This window comes from Sphingobacterium sp. (assembly GCF_039596235.1).
Classification (GTDB): Bacteria; Bacteroidota; Bacteroidia; order Sphingobacteriales; family Sphingobacteriaceae; genus Sphingobacterium.
Map to the genome: position 1 here is coordinate 118,417 of NZ_JBCNKE010000010.1, position 19,261 is coordinate 137,677.

Sequence of the window (19,261 nt, forward strand, 5' to 3'; positions counted from 1 at the left end):
CTGTTCTCAAATAATTAAAATGAAACATTAATTCCCACGGTAAACGTTCTACTCGGCAAATAGGTACTTGAATTTGTACCATCAAAGCTTTCCGTTGGATTCATCCCTTTTCTTTTAGAAATTAATCCTAAATTTTCTCCTGTAAAGAATACCCGCGCGTTGGACACATCAAGTTTGCTCAAAAAAGATTTTGGTAATAAATAGGCGAAGTTCACATTTCTAAAGCTTAAATAAGATGCATCGATTAACCATCTAGTCGAAGCCGCATTAATATTTGTAGAATTTGCAGCATCAAGCCTTGGAATATCACTACCTGTATTTTCTGTTGTCCAAGCTTTTAGCGCATCAGCATGGTATGCCTTACCATAGGAAGAAGTCCCCATTAGGCCTGCGTAGTTAGAATCATAGAATTTTCCTCCGATCTGATATGTTATTAGAAAAGACAGCGAAAAATCTTTATAATTAAATGTGTTTGTAACTGCTCCAGCAAAGTCAGGTATCGCTGATCCAGAATAGTCAAATTTTGCATAATTTTGATTTTTAACATACTCTTTCCCGTCTATCACTGTAATATTTTTCGCCTCCGTACCTTCAGCTGGTAAATACAGTGAAGCTCCATCTGTATGGTCAACTCCAGCATATTGTCTTAACCAAAAAGAGTAATAATCTTTTCCAACCTCCCGACGTTTAGTTCCAGACGTAATAACTGGATTTTCCGTAGGCATTTTTGTAATCTTATTTTTAAATGTTGTAAAATTTGTAGCCAAATTCCATCTAAATTGATCGTTTCTAATCACGTCTCCATTTAACGAGACTTCTATCCCCGAATTATACATTGCACCCACGTTTCTAATTTGCGTATTAATTGCGTCTGAGACAGGAAGAGGAACGGACAATAATAACTTATCTGACCCTCTTTTATAAACCTCAATTTCTCCCGTTAAGCGGTTGTTCCAAAGGCCAAAATTAACTCCAGCGTTGAACGTATTCGAGCTTTCCCATGTTAAATTCGGATTTGGAGCACTATATAACAAGGTTCCAGGAGATACACCATTGTTTAAACCTAAAGTATAAAGAGATTGATATGCATAAAATATAGTATTGCCATCGGGATCCAAAAGATTATTATTTCCAACTTGTCCATAAGAAGCCTTTAGCCTCAAATCACTAAGCCATTCAGCACTTTCCAAAAATTTCTCTTTCTTTAAAGCCCAAGCCCCCCCAAGTGAAAAGAATGTTCCCCAACGCTTATCTGGGTGAAAAATTGATGATCCATCACGACGCACACTTCCGTCAAAGAAGTATTTTTCATCAAAATTATACGAAGCTTTTGCAAAATAAGATTCCAGCTTATTTTTATCTGTGTATCCGCTGATTGAATATGGGGTTACAAAGTTGTCAAATTCGATATTACCAGCTGAGATTAACCCTCTCTTTTCCGCTGCAGCACTATGCAAATAATAGTCATAGTTTTCATGTCCTAAGATTGCAGAAACGTTATGCTTATCAAACTTCTTTGTATAGTTTAAAATTTGGTTAAAAGTAAATGATCTTATTTGCGAATTTAGTTCGTAACCGGATCCATTTAAAGTAACACCATCACCAACCGTGTTATCCCAAAATGTACGATATGTCCTATTTCTAAGGTCAGCGTTAAAGCTAGGAGTAAATGTAAAATCTTTGAGGAATTTAATCTCTACAAATGTTCTTGAACTCAATAAAGTCCGTTTATTGTCACGATCATTAACCAATGTTTCATAATAAACATGTCGTCCAGGATTAGCTCCTTGCGGACGATTTACCGCGCCAGGATGCATTCCATAATCATACCACTGTTCTCCAGTAATGGGATTAATAACGGGATTTCCCTCATTATCCCAAGCTTTAACAGGATAAATAGGACCAATTCCTCTGATAAAATTAAAAGGGTTAACAAAAGATGAACCATTTCCTGTAGATGCGTCGGCAGCGAGATTGCCTTGCGACATACTTCCGGCGATATTAAAACCAGCTCTTAACCAACTTTTAACTTGTGTATTTAAATTCAAGCGTCCATTGAACCTTTCAAAATCAGATTGTTGCACATATCCCTGGTCTTTCAAGTAACCAAACGAAGCATAGTGATCAGATTTATCCGAAGCACCTGAAGCACTCATATTAGCTTCGGTTCTTTTGCCTGTTCGTACTATATATTTATACCAATCGAAATCATCATACAATAATTTCGCATTAGGGTTCATTTTACCATCTAAACCGACAATTTCATTATCGGCAACATTAAATGGGTTGTAAACAAGATTATTTTTAACTGTATTTTTCGCCCTTTGTGCTGCATCTGCTTCAGAGAGAGGGGTTCCACTATTCGGAAACATCAAAGAATTTTTGATAGCCTGAAATACAACAGGATAATAATTATATGTATCTACCAGGTCATACTCGGGAATTCCCCGCGACGAAAGCCCCTGTGAGAAATTAAAATTTAATGATCCTCCTCTTTTTCCTTTTTTGGTTGTAATGATTATAACACCATTACCTGCTCTTGATCCATATAGCGCAGCTGAAGTGGCATCCTTTAGAACTGATATACTTTCAATATCCGATCCATTGATGTCACCTATCTCACCATCAAACACCGAACCATCAACAACTAATAGTGGCGATTGGGATGCGGACATCGACCCAAAACCACGTAAACGAATAGAAGATCCAGTACCAGGTTGGCCATTACCAGCATTTACTGCTACCCCCGGAGCAATACCTGCTAATGCATTTGTTACATTGGTTACAACCCTTTTCTCTAAGTCTTGTGAGCTCATCGTAGCCATTGAACCTGTTACTTCCTTCTTCTTAGCAGTTCCATACGCAACAACGACAACTTCTTCCAAATTTTCATTTTGGTCATCGAGCGAAACATTGAATAATGATTGCCCTTCTTTCACAATTAATGTTTTATCAGCATAACCAACCGATCTAAAAACAATAATTTTCCCATTTGGCACAGTAATCGAATAATTACCATTTGAATCTGTTTGTGTAGCTGTGTTTGATCCTTGTACTACAATCGTTACCCCACCTAATGGCCGGCCATCAGCACTGGTTACACGACCACTTACTTTTTTCTCTTGCGCAAAAGCAACCGAAGTAAGAATCATACTGCCCACGAAAAAACTGAGTAATTTGTGTTTCATATATTTAATTTAATTAGTATATCTATTTCACAGTAAATATTACATAGGATATCCATGTAATTTATTTGCATTAAAAAAAGCGATGAGTCCTACTTTAGACTAATACAGTTAGCATTTAGCAAAATCAATCGAAATGTTAAGATTTTGTTAAAAACAAAGATAATATAAACTTTTATATTTGCAATATTGTAACAAAAATATATAAACAGATTTCAGAAAATTATTTAAATAAAAATCGGCCAAAAAAAAGGGCCAATCTTATTAAGAATTGACCCTTTCTTAGGTTATTTAAGAGAATTAACGAATTTTCAAACCTCTAATTATCAATTAGCGTCAAATTCCTGAATATCTTAGTTTAATAGTGTAGTTAATTGATATCCCAAAATATTCTACTCTTTTGTGGATCAATATCCCCCTGGGCTTTAACATTTACGCTGTTAAAACTATACTCGTTTTGAGGATACATCAAACGCAAAGGAATTTTCCTATCTCCTATACTCGAGTTTTTAGAAAGAGGTACGTCTTTAGGATATCCTAGCCTTCTGTAATCAACGTATGCTTCAAAATTATTTATACCTGGAAGCGATAAATATTTTTGGTTAATTATCAATTCCAATTTATTTGAAGCTGTTGCCCAATTTGCAGATGGGGATAGTAAAAAAGCAGTTGACACTGTATTTGCGTCAGCGACCTTTAACCAATTAAATGATTCCTTTACAGCATTTTCATAGGCCATTTTTGCATCGCCTGATATCCAGCCACGTTGAATAGCTTCAGCTTGCAAAAACAAACTTTCAACCGATGTCATTAACCATAGGGGCTGTGTTCCATCTTTCAAAATTCCTGTACCAATTACAATTGATTCTTGAGACGAAGATGCTCCTTTGACATTTGTTGCTCCAAGGTCTTTACCAACCCATCGATTATTAGGATCAACAGGGTTTCTAGCAGGCAAGAATAAATATTGATAACGAATATCATTGTTATTTTTGTATCTATTCAATAAGTAATTGCTCACACGATTAAATCCATCAGCCAATGTACCATTTTGGTTGGCAACATAAGTTGAATAAACTGGATTTACTTGGTTCGCCGCCATTGCAAATGCGATAGTAAGATTGGCTGATTTGTTAGATTCGATAAAGCCACTGCCATCTGCCGTAATTTTTGCTATCTCAGCACTCGGTGTTTTATTAAATTCGGATTGATGAATCAATAATTTCAGTGCCTGTGTATTGGCCAACTTACGCCATTTTGTCAAATCGCCGCCAAATAGCACGTCTGCATTTCTAATCTCGTCACTAATTGTCACTCCTTTCTTAAAAATAAGGCGAGCGGAGTCAAGCTGAATTAATAGGTCTTTATAGATATCCTCTGCTTTATCATATTTAGGAGCAACAGCAGCATCCCCACGCAATGCATCCGAATAAGGAACATTATTATACATATCAACCAAATACATATATCCAATGGATTTCATGACTTTCGCAGCTCCGACATAAAATAGTTCGTTTGTCGCCCTACCTTTTTTTTCCATAAAATCAGCGTCAGTCAATACGTCATACCATGATGTAGAACTATTAGCCCATTGGGTTTGTTGAAATGATGGTGTTATATCGTAGTTTTCCAAAGGCAAACTTGGGCCGAAATCACTACCTCTCCCCCAATAACCTGACCAAGATGCTGCCCAGCTATACTCTGTTCCCATACGTGTGGCAGTTTGCTTAAGTACCATAGGTAAAAGATAGCTAGCCTTAACAGTAGGTTCTGTAGGATTATTGGGATTTTCATTAATATCGAAGAAGCTATCTTTACACCCTGTAGTCGCTAAGACTACAGAAAATAGCGCTATTATAAATTTATTTTTCATCTTTAATTCTTTTGTAGTTAAAACTTAGCATTAATCGTAAATCCATAGTTTCTTACCGGTGGATTAGCATTTGAATCAACGTTTCCATAGGCATTAGGATAATCCGAAGTCATACTATTAAAATCGGGATCCATAAATTTATTTTCTTTAGGTAACCATAATGCTAAATTACGTCCCACAACAGCTATGGACAAACCTTTAATTATTTTCTGGCGTGCTGCTAGCCATTCTGCTGGCACATCATAAGTTAAAGAAAGTTCGCGCAATCTCCACTGATTTGCACTTACGATAAAATTGGAAGCCGCTCTTCTAAACTCCCCTGTATAATAATTATATATAGCTTCCTTCTCACCGATTTTAACGGATGTATTTTCAATATATTTACCGGGGTTGTTTGGATCAGCAATAACAGAATTTGGTAATACAAATGGTTCTCTATTATTATATACCGTCGCTTCGGAAACTCCAGTCCAGGCCATATCAGATCCTAAACCAAAAAACGATACAACATGTCCTCCTTTATGTTCAAACATCGCCGATAAATTAAAATTCTTCCAATGAACAGAAGGAGACAAATTAACAATCCATTTTGGCAAAGTTCGTCCAAAATTAACGTTATCAGAAGAAATAGTCGGTCTTCCTGTAGTTGAACTTACAATAATACGCCCTTGATCATCTCTTCGATAATCTGTTCCCCGCATTTGATATGCAGGAAGTCCCTTTATTGCATAATTTCCAGCTGCAACATATCCTCCTACTGAAAGCTCATTCAAACCAAGGCTTTCATCGATACTAGTAACTTTGGAATCGTTCCAGAGGAAGCTTCCTTTAAAGTTAACACCACCATTATTGAATTTTATTATTGGGGTAATATTAAAACCAAAATCTACCCCATAGCTATTAAAAGAAGCTGCATTACGGTAACTTCTTGAATAACCTGATGCTTCGGAGATATTTACACTGATAATTTGGTCAGTGTTTTTATTATAGAAATACGTAGCCTCTAAAGTCAAACGGTTATTCCATAATCCAGCCTCAAGACCAGCTTCAGTAGAATTAATACGTTCTGGTTTCAGATTAGGATTATAAGTCGTATTGTTGGCAGTCAAGCCTGGAACAGAACCAAATGGAAATCCACTCGTTGCAGGTTGAGAAAAAGTTGCTGCCAAGAAATAGGGGTCAATATCCGAATTGGCCGTTTTAGTCCACCCACCTCTAATTTTCAAATAATTGAACGCATCCGATCTCAATTCTGGAATTGCATCGGTCAAGATAACAGAAGCATTAACCCCAGGATAGAAATAAGAATTATTTCCCATAGCTAAAGTCGATGATTTATCCCAACGTCCAGTTACCTCGATATTTGCCCAATTCTTATAATTTAATCCCGCGCTACCATAATATGAGAAAAGGCGAGTCCGATAGCCATTAGAGGACCCCGATAAAATACCAATTCTATTACTTAGATTATATAACTCAGATACAACCAAATTATCAGCACCTACACGGGTTACTCTCCAATCATTTTGTCGAACATATGTTCCTAAAATTCCTTTAAAGGTAAAATTTTCATCAATCTTAGTGTTCACATCAGCAAAAAAATCTGAAGTGAGAATTGTTTGATTATAGTTATACTCTTCAATCGCCCCAGCAATTGGATCTTTTCCTCTATTAATAGCCCACTCCGATGGGTTCACTCCTACTGTTTTATTTCTTTCGGCAATATTACGTGAAGTTAAGGATGCCCGATAAGTAAAATTCAACCAGTCTGTTGCTTTTAAACCTAGATCTAAATTGGTTATTAAATCTTGTTTTTTGCCTTCTTTGCGCCAATTACCGATTGAAAAATAGGGGTTCAAACCATAGTTAGTAAACCAATTTTCATAGGTTGAAAATTTATCATTTTTATAATCCTTATATTTCGATAGAATAATGTCGGCAGGTGTATTGATTAGCTGACTAAACAAACCTGAGTTACCCCCTGTATTTTGAGCTGAGAAATAATCTGCCTGAGCCGTCTGATTATATAAATTGTAATTCTGTTGCGTATAATTGAAATTTACGCCTGCTTTAAAAACACCAAATTCTCTCTGAGAATTTAACCGGATCCCCGTTCTTCTATTTTTATCATCCGGCACAATCCCCTTAACCAAGGCATCCTCTAAACTTAAAAAGAAATCTTTTGCCGTCAATGAAACGCCTGTTTGATTTGTAACACCGGTGTTATAGAATTTTTGACGTTCATCAGTACCACTGTAAGTTGTTGTTTGCTGACTCCCATCTGGAAGCTTAGGTCCAATATCTATTGTCGAACCATCAAATGCAGGGCCCCAATTCCAGTTTTCAACCGGATCGATAATACCGTCATAACCCTGTCCAAATTGCTTTTGTAACTTAGGAAAAAATGATACATTTTGCCATTGTGTTGAATGGCTTAAATTTATTATTGGATTATCTGAGCCCTTCTTAGTAGTAACCATAATTACACCATTTCTCGCATCGGGACCATAAATTGCGGCAGCAGCTCCACCCTTTAAAACTGAAACATTTTCTACATCGTTCGGATTAAGAGAGGATAAATATTTGATATCCATTTGAATACCATCCAACACCAACAATGGGTCATTTTTACCAGTTAAAGAACGAATACCACGTAAGTTAATTTTTACATCTTCGTTTACACTCGAACTTGTCGTTGTAACGTTCAAACCAGCTACTTTACCTTGAAGGCCATTTGCTAAATTTACTGCACTAGCTTGATTAATCGTTTTTGAAGATACTTGTTCAGCTGAATACCCTAATTCTCTCTTCTCTCTCTTTACCCCTAATGCTGTTACCACCACTTCCTCCAACGAGTTATTAGAATCATCTAATGTAACATTAAAAGCTGATTGCCCTTCTTTTACAATTAATGTTTTATCTGCAAAACCTATTGAACGAAAGACAATTATCTTTCCTGTAGGCACAGAAAGCGAATAGTTACCATTCGCATCTGTTTGAGTAGCTACGTTTGATCCTTGTACAACAATCGTTACACCTGCTAATGGTTTGCCATCTGCTCCTGTAACGCGACCGCTGACTTTCTTCTCCTGAGCGAATGCCAACGAAGTTAGGATCATACTACCCACGAAAAAACTGAGTAATTTGTGTTTCATATGTTTATGTTTATTAAAAAAATGTTTATTTTCTCTGAAAAACCGGTTAGTATCGTTATTACTTTCTAACAATTATAGTATGTGCCTAGTTAGTAACCCATTTCTACAAAGCTTACGATTTGTTAAAAAATGTTAAACACAAAATTATAACTTTTTTTAACTTTTACAATGCAAGCATAACTTCTTGATAACAATTAGTTCACAAACAAACACAACAAGCTGTATATCAAATAAATAAAATTTATCTTCCATAAAAAAATTGTATCAACAAATTACTTTATTGATAGCTTTCAAGATCTAAAGACCACGATTATATTATATCAGGGAATAAATAAGCCAAATTAGGGAAAGTTCTGCTAGAGCTTAATTCTTATATAAATAGGACTAAATGGATATTCAACTCACCTTAAGGTATACCAGCAATACATTGAAGTTATATAAGTTCGATAGATAAAGAAAAAAATAGTTTAAATTTAAATTACGCTGTGTAAAACAGCCAAAAAGCTATTATCGTTTAATTAGATTCCTTGACAAAATTCATTTATTCTCAATCAGGTAGTTATCAGTCGGACGCTCCTGAATAAAAAAACGTATTAAACACAATTTAAATGAAATGAGCCCGATAGAATATCGAGCTCACTACAAATAACGGAATCTGCCCAATTTTTTGGCTGGCAGTCCAATTCAATTAAACCTAATTATTGCGGGTTATTTGGTAAAATATCTGGATTTGCATCAACTTCCGCTTGAGGAATCATAAAAAGAAACCTGTTATCACCTACAGGAATATTAAATCGACCGTAACCAGGGTGATTTGTTCCCGGATAATTTCGAATAACACCTAATTTTAATCTCTTTAAATCAAACCAAGCGAAGCCTTCACCCCATAACTCTATTCTCTTCTGCAAGATTATTTCATCTATCAAGGCCTGACCAGTTTTTGTTGATTTAGAATATTGTGGATCACGTTTACTCGTAATTTCAAATAGTACGTCTTTTGCTCCGGCTTCATTACCGGATTTTGCCAAAGCTTCCGCTTCGACATAATACATTAAAGCAGAACGCAGATAAATGTAATCGCCGGAAGTACGACCAGGGGTTAAATCTCGAAATTTAAAGCTAATGAAAGGACCATATTTGGTAGTCACAGGCGCTCCCTTCGCATTAGGAGCTGTAAACTCCTGCCCTTCACTTCCAGCGTACATTTCCTTTCTATAATCTGTCGCCGGTATTGATTCGTACAGCCTTCTATCAATAGAAATATTTCCGCCAGATGAATAACCATCGTCATTTGTATTGTCGTATAGACCAAAGAAAGTAGCAATATAGGTTGTTAATTCTGGATTGAGATCTGCCCCCCACATTGTTTCATTTTGTGAAATTTCATAAAATCCATTCTGCCAACCAGCCTTATCCAATAGCGCATAACCTTGTCGAGCTGCTCGCGCTTGGATGGCTGCTTCTTTGTAATTCCCCATTTCTAAATAAACATCAGCCAAAAAAGACTGTGCAACTTGCTTATCGATCATTTCTTTATTAGGTCTCGTATAACCTTCCAATTCTTCGATCCCTTTGCGCAAGTCACTAACAATCTGAGCATACACCTCTTCTGTCGTATTTCTTTTGGACGAAAGTTCCTTCGCACTAATGGGAATAGAAAGTTCTGAAGTATGTCCAACATACGTAGGTCCATAAATACGTGCTAACATGAAATGGAAATATCCTCTTAAAGCAATAGCCTGTCCGCGAATTGCTTTAAGTTGTTTATCTTCAGTATTCTCATCAACTTTATTTATAATGGTATTAACATTTCTTATTTGCGTATAATAAGTAAACCAGGGAAAATGGGATCTGGAATTGGTCGATATACGACCAGTATAATTATAATTGAAACCTCCCCAGTTCAAATTATCCATGACCACATCATTTCCCATTAAGTCAAGTACAGACAATACCCCTTTATGACCATGATCCTCATGCCCCGCATATCCCGTTGATTGTGCGGTCCTTAAAGTTGCTAGAACTCCTTTAAGTAAGCCAAGTGTTGCAGCTGAGGAAGTGGACAATTGATCGGAATTAATAGTAGATTCTGGATCTACATTCAAAAAACTCTTACTGCATGAAGAAAAAAGCATACCTGCAGCTAATATGTATATGATTTTTTTTGCTGTTCTCATTGTTTAAAAATTAACTGTTAAACCAAACGATACAGATCTTAGTAATGAATAACTATTCAATGTTAGACCATTATTAAGTTCTCCTCCTAGTTGCATCATACGAGGATCCAATCCTCTCCTTTTTGATAACATAAAGAGATTGCTTCCAAGCAAGCTTAGTCTTGCATTTTTAATTCCAGCCTTATCAAATGTTTTATTCGAGATATCATAGGAAATACCGACATTTTCCAAACTGATATAGTTTGCTTTCATTAAAAACATGTCGGACGAATTATACTGTGTTTGATTTTCAGAGGATAATATTGGCATAGTAGCATTTTTATTTTCTGGTGTCCATGTATTATATATGTCTTTATGATAATTAGCTCCGCTACTTCCCATTCCAGTTCCTTCGGAAAATAATCCTTGATACACCCCGTCAAATATATAGCCACCTAATTGATACGCAAATCCCGCATTAAATGATAGCTTTTTATAACGCAAGTCTAGCCCAAAACCTCCATATATATCTGGATTTGCTGTTTTATTACTCAAATACTGTGTTCCTTGCGTATAAGTTTCTGTAGTTGTCTTCTCTCCAGTTGCCTTCGCCGTCAACGGGTCTTTTTCACCGACATACCACTTACCGTTTCCAGTTTCAGGATTAACGCCAGCAAACTCTCTTAAATAGTAGGTATAAGCGCTTTCTCCTTCAACAAATCTGAAAATTCCGTCATTAACAAACGGCTTAGGTAAGCGAGTAATCTTGTTCTTATAATGAGTTGCATTAGCCCATAGATTAAGGTTCCAATCATCTGTTTTTATAACATCTCCATTTATTGCCAATTCAAAACCAGTATTCTTCATATCTCCAATATTTTTAGAGATTGCCGGAATTCCTGATGATGGTGCCTGTGGAAAGTTATATAACATATCGGATACCTTCCGAATAAAAAACTCAAACTCCACATTCAACCTGTTTTTAAACAAACTTAAATCGAAACCAGTATTAAAATTCCTTGAAACCTCCCATTTTAGATCTTGTGTCCCAGTATATACTTGTTTAACAGCAGGATCTCCCTGAGCGTCCGCCCTGATCTCAAATTGGTCCATATATGGGTAATAATTTCGAGAAAAACCAAAATGATTCCGATGATCCATTGACACATATCCCGGATAGTATAAGTTATCATTCCCTTGCTCACCATAACTTATCTTTAACTTTAGATTAGAAATGGTGCTATTAGATTTCAAAAACTCTTCATTTGAAACTACCCAAGCCCCTCCAATTCCGTAGAAATTACCCCATCTGTAGTCTGGATGAAAGACGGATGATCCATCTCTTCGAAATGAAGCGTTCAAGTAGTATTTATTTAGATAACTATAGTTCAATTTAGATAAATAGCCTTCGACTTTATAAATATCATTAAAACCGTCTAAAAAACTATACTTACTGGCATTCGTGATAAAAATAGACTCGGGAATCACGACAGAAGTTTTTGATCCAGCAAGCATTTTATTCATATAATTGGAACTTTCATGACCGATCATGATATTTAATTTATGATCGCCGAAAGTATTATCATAACTTAAAAGCTGTTGATTTGTAAGAGTACTTTCATGATTTAGCGCATTGGTTATAGAACCACCGTATGGCTGCGCATCACCGCCCTCTGTATTCCCGTAACGTAAACGATTTGCAGCCCTAAAATCATATCCTAAATTGTAAGTGAAATTAAAATGCTTAAAGAAATCAAAAGACGCAAAGGTACGCAGACTTACATTGGTATTATTATTTGTTTGTCTATCAAGTAATGTGGACGCATATGGGTTCATATTTGTTATGTAAGGCCTTTTTGCTTCCGTACCATCTGGATTTGTTGTTTCCCCACGTCCCCAATCATAAATCTCTCGACCTGCAGCATTTTTTAGAATATTACCATTCTTGTCCCTTGCAAAAATAGGATAAATAGGGGCTTGATTTCTTGACCACGAAAAAAGATTCGAATAAGTAGCAGACCCCTTTCCAGATTGCGGATCTCTGGCCTTAGTACTTGCGAAATTCACATTACCACCGACTTTCATAAATTGATAGGGACGAAACTCTAAATTCCCTCTTGCAGATACCCTATCAAAACCCGAATTTACTACGTACCCATTATCTTTTAAATAGCCACCCGACAAATACGAAGAGACCTTATCATTACCATATTTAAAATTCAGATTATGTTCATGTCTTATGCTATTTTTGAATAGATAATCGTTCCAATGATCCTGATATTTTACTGAGGCATTCTGATACAGTTTTCCCGTTTTCGGATCTACTATTTTGTTATTTGCTACGTTAAAAATATTATATCCTAAATCGTTAACCAGATTTTCCGTAGCATAGGCTCGGGCATCTGCATCATTTTCACCTAGAACAATTTCTCCCAATCGTAGACGTTGCCACCTTAATTCGTAGTATTCGCCGGGATCTGTGATATAATCGTAATCCTTCGTTGCACGGGAATTGAATCCTACTCTAGAATCTAGTGAAATATCCACTTTATCTGTATTTTTACCTTTTTTCGTCGTAATAATAATTACTCCGTTAGCCCCCCTGCTTCCATATAATGCATTTGCAGATGCATCCTTCAAGAAAGAAATTTCTTCGATATCTTGCGAAGATATAGACGCTATATCACCATTAAATGGCACTCCGTCAACGACATACAATGGATCATTGGATGATGATATGGAACCTAATCCCCTAAACCGAACAGTAGCAGCGGCTCCAGGTTGTCCTGTAGTAGATCTAATTTGGACACCTCCTACTTTACCTGATAAAGATTGAACAACGTTAGCGGATTGTACCTGCCCTAAATCCTTTGCTTTTAATGTTGCAATTGATCCTGCAACAGATTCTTTTGTTTGCGTACCATACGCAGTGACAATAACCTCTTCCAAAGCATTATTTACGTCCTCCAAAATGATATTGAAAGCATTCTGTCCTTCCTTTACTATTAAAGTTTTGTCAGTATAACCAACTGAATGAAAAACGATCACCTTACCACTTGCAGTTGATAAGGAATAATTTCCGTTGGCATCAGTTTGGGTAGCGACATTTGTCCCTTGGACAACGACAGTCACACCAGCTAAGGGCTTGCCATCCGAACCGGTAACACGACCACTGATTTTCTTCTCTTGTGCAAAAGCTACAGAAGTAAGGATCATACTACCCACGAACAAGCTGAGTAATTTGTGTTTCATATAATTTACGTTTATTAAAATATCTTTTTATTGATAGAATACTTCGGTTAGCAAAACATACTTTCCAATAAGCAATAATAGTCTACAGTTAGCAAAGAATTTACATTATATTATCTATAGTAATGTTAAAAATTCTTAATTACAAATTTATCACTTTTTTCTTTTTTTTCATTAAAAGTCTACATTACATTATAAATACATAAATAACATTCTGATTTTCAGTTGTTTATTTTTTTTTAATTATTCAAACATATAAATAAATACTACCAAAAACTTAACAACATACTTACCATATTATTTTAACTCAGTATATATCGTCCATTATAACATTACGCTCTTGTCGCCTTGTTGTTAAGAAATATCTATCTATAAGAAATTATAAAAACACAAAGTCTTTAAAATAACGAATGTCCATTCCAAAACTCATTTCCATAAAACAGGTAGGAGAATTGCATAAAAAAAGCGGTCTCTTTCGAGACCGCTTTTTTTATAAGATAAAGTCGATAGACTAGCGTTTACCGCCTGCCCACCAAACATTTTCAGTGTAGACATATTGTCCATCACCGTATGCTGCTTGGACATTCGGATTAGTCGTCGTGTCATCATTACCATATGGTAAACGTAATGGAAATTTACCTGGGTTTTTCAATTCAACAAAGTTCTCACCATTTGCTTTCCAACGGCGGATATCGTTATACATTTCTGTTGATTCACCAGACGCACCAAAGAATGCCAAATATTTCTGATTCGCAATCTCTTTCAAAGGATTAGCTTGAAATAATGGTCTAACATTATTATCAAAATAATCCGAAGCAGCTGCGCTTGTAATTTTATTTGACGTTTCAACCATTGTACCATTTGCTGCCACTGTTGGTGCAGCCAAAGCGGCATCAACAGAAACCTCCGAATTAGCTATTGAAGCGACTACAGCTTGTTTCAAAACAGGTTCCACTGTAGCAGCCCCTTGCCCTAAACGTTGCATAGCCTCAGCTTTTAAAAATAACAACTCATGATAACTCAAAAGTTGAGTAGGTGCAGTTTGAGAAAACACGAATGTTGACGTTAAATACTGATATTGTACCTGCTCACTTTCACCATTTGGAGCCAATAGATTATAAGATGCAGCATTTGATGCGATATCATTTACCTGTTTCCACACACCGGTCTTCGAATTCTGTGGTGTAAAAAAGTCACGAACCAATCGTGGATCTTTACGACCAATCATCTTATCTGCCAAACTTTTACTCGCCGCCAGACCATCTCTTGACCACTGAAAATCAAATAATGGATTCAAGTTTGTCTTACTATACTGCGTAAATTTTGCTTCGTCAGCAGCACTTGCGAAAGATTTATCCACATTTGAGATCACCTCATTTAATGCAGCGGACTTATTTGATGTAACATTCAAAAGTCGCATTCCGTAACGGGCTTTAAGTCCATATGCAAATTTTAGCCATTTAGCGCTGTTACCATTAAATAATATATCTTGTCCACCGGCAGCACCCGAGGCATGTGTATCTCCTTTAGGAAGATTGACAATAGCCGCGTCCAAATAAGCGATGACTTGCTTATATAATTCCTGCTGTTTATCTAATTTGGGATTCTTAATTTCCAAAGGTTTAAATCCTTCAGAATATGGCACATCGCCAAACATATCAGTCAACAAAGCTAAGTTGTAAGCTGCCATCACCTGGCCCATACCCAAGGTGGTATAGTTGCCAGCTTGGGGACCGCCTTCTGAACATTTCTCAATGACAATACGAGCATCGCGGAGAGCAAAATACATATTTCCCCAGGTATTGTTAAACGTCGACGCAGCTGATGGTTCATTTGTACGGTGCTCCGCATTCCATGTCTGATTGAAGACCCCTACTTCATGCTCTACATAGGTGGAAAGATAAGTATTGAAGTCCCCACCAACATTATAAAAAGCAGTTCTTGTGATTACATCAGTCAAAACAAATTTAGCTTGTACATCTGTAGGTTTGTTTACATTTTCATTGATCTTGTCCATCGCATCCTCCGAACAAGAAGTAAAAATTACTGGAGCAGCCAAAATGCCCATGGCCAATAATCCTACTATATTTAATTTTAATTTCATTGTATTAATCTTAGAATTTAACGTTAACACCTAGTCCATAACTTGATGTGCCCGGTAGAGAGAAACGCTCGAATGCACCCGACATATTTGTATTTCCTTGTGAAACCTCCGGATCAAAACCTTTTAATTCGGACCAAAGAATAATATTACGTGCGAACGCATTTACATCAACCTTGATTTTCGAATTTTGATAAACAGGATATCCCACAGCAACTTCACGTAACTTCACAAACGAAGTTCCACGGATACCAGCTTCGGAAATATTGCTCAACGTATTAAAATAATCATATGCTTTTGAAGGGTCAATTAGTATATCGTTCTTTTCATATTGACCTGGAGCTACTTCTTTTACCGCAGCCTGCTCGAATAAGAAGCCATTTCCATCACGGAAATCTACCGTCTTCTGTGTTACACCATATACATCCAGTGTATTTGAAGTACCGTGATACATTTGTCCCCCTTGTTTCCAATCCAATACCGCAGAAAGCCTTACTTTTTTGTATTCAAAGTTGGTATTGAAACCTAGGTTGAAATCTGGAGAAACACTACCGATTACTTTTTCCTCACCTGCCTGTGGAAGACCGTTTTTATCAACGACAATCTGTCCGGCATCATTTCTCAAATAAGATACACCGTAAATTACCGGGAATTTAGATCCAATACCTGCACGAACCTGTGGAGTAACAAAACCACCCATGAAGATACTATTTACACCTTCTGCCAATTCATCGACATAGTTATCGATTTTGGTAAAGTTGAATGCAAAATCCCATTTAAAATCACCTGAACGGTATGGAGCCACCGCTAAAGTAACTTCATGCGCATTCGTATGGATTCTACCACCGTTTGTCACCAAGCTTGAATAACCTGTGGAAGCTGCTAATGGTACTTCAAAAATTTGGTCTTTAACATTCTGACGTGAGAAGGTGTAATTCAAATTAATTAGGCCATTCCAGAAGGTCAGATCTGTACCGACTTCAATCGCTTGTGTGTTCTGAGGTTTTAGATTTGGATCATAAACAATGGAATATGGGGTATATGAAGTTATACCGTCACTGTTGATCGGGTAAATAATTGGTGTACCACTAGAAAAACCGCCACCATAAGTAGGTTTGTCATAATAACTTTCGTAGTAATCTCCAGCCTGACCAACTTCAGCATATGATGCTCTCAATTTACCCATGGTCAATATCGAATTCTTAACGCCTTCCAGTTCTGTAAAGACAAAGCCCGCAGAGACAGAAGGGTAGAAGAATGAACGATTATTTCTCGGCATCGACGAAACAATGTCATTACGGCCTGTAGCATTTAAAAACAACATGTTTTTATATGCCAATGCTAAACTACCAAAGGTACCGAAGGTACGTGTATGGCGCAAAGTTTGCTCACCTGTTACACTTGAAGCATTATTGATATGATTCCATCCCGGAAAGTTAAAGTTCATTCCATAAGCGTAGTCTCTTCTCCGTACACGGTTTACAATCTCGTTACCTACCATTGCATCAAAAACCAAATCATCATTGATCTTCCAATTGTAAGCAGCTGTTCCTAAGGAGTTCCACTCTGTAACAGAGACATTAAAATTTTCGACTTCGCCAAAACCATTCGCATGTCCATAACCCCAAAGATCAGTGTAATTTGTTGTATATGAATCAACACCTGCCTGATATTTTAGTGTTAATTTTTGGTTCTCTCCTAAGTTAGTCGCATATTGACCAAAGCCATTACCAAAGAAACGTTGTGTATCTTCTGTAAATCTATTATTCTCAACAGCCCAATAAGCTCCATCAAACCCAGCCGTACCGCGGTAAGTATTTTGGCTTGTAGGTGCATTTAAATAATAAGATGGTATGCCTTTTAGATCATAAGAAGCCGGAGCTCCGTAAACTGTTGCGACAATTCCATTATTTGCACCGGTCTGTTTTGAGATATGAGAATTTACGTAATTACCTGTAAAACCAGTAGTCCATTTGTCTGACAACTTAGCCTCGCCCGATAATTTAGCTGTATAACGGTCCATTCCGGTCGAAGGGACAATACCATTTGCATTGGTAGATCCTAAAGACAATGCATAACTTCCTTTTTCAAATCCTTGCACAATATTAAAAGAATTGTTAAAGGTATTTCCAACATTAAAAAAATCTTTCGCATTGTTATAGGCTTGCGGAGTTGCCCAAGGATCTAGGCCTGCATTGGCGCGCTGTGGAACGTAATACTGTCCCTGATGCTTACCATATTGTTTCGTATACTCGTTATCAGTATTTCCACCGTAAGTGGCATCATTGGCCAATTGATCGATAGCAGGTCCCCAAGACATCGACGATAGCGGTGAATACTTTCCACCTGTCCCTTGCGCATATTTTGTCTGAAATTCCGGAAGAACTGAAACCTTATCAAATGAAACATTCGAATTGTATGAAATCTGTGGTTTTCCTTGTTTTCCTTTACCGCTTTTAGTCGTAATCACAATTACACCGTTGGAAGCACGCATACCGTATAAAGCTGATGCTGCCTGCCCTTTTAGAATATTGATGCTTTCGATATCGTTTGGATCGATATCCAATCCTCTTGATGAATAATCGGCACCTGAAACAGAGTTACCTGTAGACTGGTCTGAAGTCGATGAAATCGGTAATCCGTCCACGATATATAAAGGCGAGTTGTTTCCTGTAAATGAACGCGCACCACGGATGGTAATATTTGCAGATGCTCCTGGCATACCTGATGAAGGCGTCACCTGAACCCCTGACACTTTACCCTGTAAAGCTGTCGCCAGGTTGCTATTCGCACCCTCGGTTAATTTATCTCCTTTAACCTCTTGTGTCGCATAACTCAATGCACGTTTTTGGCGGGATTGCCCCATTGCTGTCACAACGACCTCTTCCAAAGCATTGTCATGGTTATCCATCGAAACATTGAATACGCTACTGTTGTTATTAACAATGATGGTTTTATCGTCAAAACCAACTGAACGGAAGACAACAACTTTACCTGCAGGTACATTCAATGAATAATTACCATTGGCATCTGTTTGTGTCGCTTGATTAGTTCCTTGTACAACTACTGTCACCCCTGGTAACCCCTTACCATCAGTAGATGTAACACGACCACTAATCTTTTTTTCTTGTGCGAATGCGACCGAAGTCAGGATCATACCGCCAACAAGAAAACTTAGTAATGTTTGTTTCATGTTTTAGTTAGTTAATTTTATTATTTTTCTAATCCTTTATATTGATATAAATTATATCCGTTAACATAACTGTCTAAACACACATTGTTTAGACAATAAACAGCAATACGCAAAATAGCATACCGCTATTCATGTGGTAACAGTTGAAAATATTATTGGAAAAGTCAACCCTAGGTAGATGTAGAGTCAATCCATTGAAAATACTCAGCTGTAAAATTTGCTCTTTTCAGCATTTACAGTATATAATAGTTAGTGCGATTTTTATTAGCGGTTCCAAATATATAAAGCCAAAGTTGCTTTTACAAGTTTTTTAACATTCACTCATAAAAACAAAAAATAACGCAACAAA

Annotated in this window: 7 protein-coding genes; all 7 read right to left on the bottom strand. The window is 36.8% G+C overall.

Annotation, left to right across the window (positions count from 1 at the left end; genetic code table 11):
* Positions 1-14: 14 nt before the first annotated feature.
* The 7 genes from ABDW32_RS19510 to ABDW32_RS19540 all read right to left on the bottom strand — a co-directional run bounded on the left by ABDW32_RS19510 (position 15) and on the right by ABDW32_RS19540 (position 18,912).
* On the bottom strand, positions 15-3,188 hold the full coding sequence (locus ABDW32_RS19510) for a TonB-dependent receptor (RefSeq protein WP_343565436.1): 3,174 nt from the start codon (positions 3,186-3,188) through the stop codon (positions 15-17).
* A 367-nt stretch (positions 3,189-3,555) separates the two neighbouring features.
* Positions 3,556-5,058 (bottom strand): SusD/RagB family nutrient-binding outer membrane lipoprotein, encoded by a 1,503-nt coding sequence (locus tag ABDW32_RS19515; RefSeq protein ID WP_343565438.1) that lies wholly within the window; start codon positions 5,056-5,058, stop codon positions 3,556-3,558.
* Between the two features lie 17 nt (positions 5,059-5,075).
* On the bottom strand, positions 5,076-8,213 hold the full coding sequence (locus ABDW32_RS19520; protein WP_343565439.1) for a SusC/RagA family TonB-linked outer membrane protein: 3,138 nt from the start codon (positions 8,211-8,213) through the stop codon (positions 5,076-5,078).
* 698 nt (positions 8,214-8,911) lie between these two features.
* Positions 8,912-10,390, bottom strand: a complete 1,479-nt coding sequence (locus ABDW32_RS19525; RefSeq protein ID WP_343565441.1) for a RagB/SusD family nutrient uptake outer membrane protein — start codon at positions 10,388-10,390, stop codon at positions 8,912-8,914.
* A gap of 3 nt (positions 10,391-10,393) precedes the next feature.
* A complete protein-coding gene (locus tag ABDW32_RS19530; RefSeq protein WP_343565443.1) occupies positions 10,394-13,621 on the bottom strand; it encodes a SusC/RagA family TonB-linked outer membrane protein in 3,228 nt (1,075 codons plus the stop codon).
* A gap of 508 nt (positions 13,622-14,129) precedes the next feature.
* Positions 14,130-15,722, bottom strand: a complete 1,593-nt coding sequence (locus ABDW32_RS19535; protein WP_343565445.1) for a SusD/RagB family nutrient-binding outer membrane lipoprotein — start codon at positions 15,720-15,722, stop codon at positions 14,130-14,132.
* A 10-nt stretch (positions 15,723-15,732) separates the two neighbouring features.
* Entirely contained in the window at positions 15,733-18,912 is a 3,180-nt protein-coding gene (locus ABDW32_RS19540; protein WP_343565447.1) for a SusC/RagA family TonB-linked outer membrane protein, read from the bottom strand.
* Positions 18,913-19,261 lie beyond the last annotated feature (349 nt).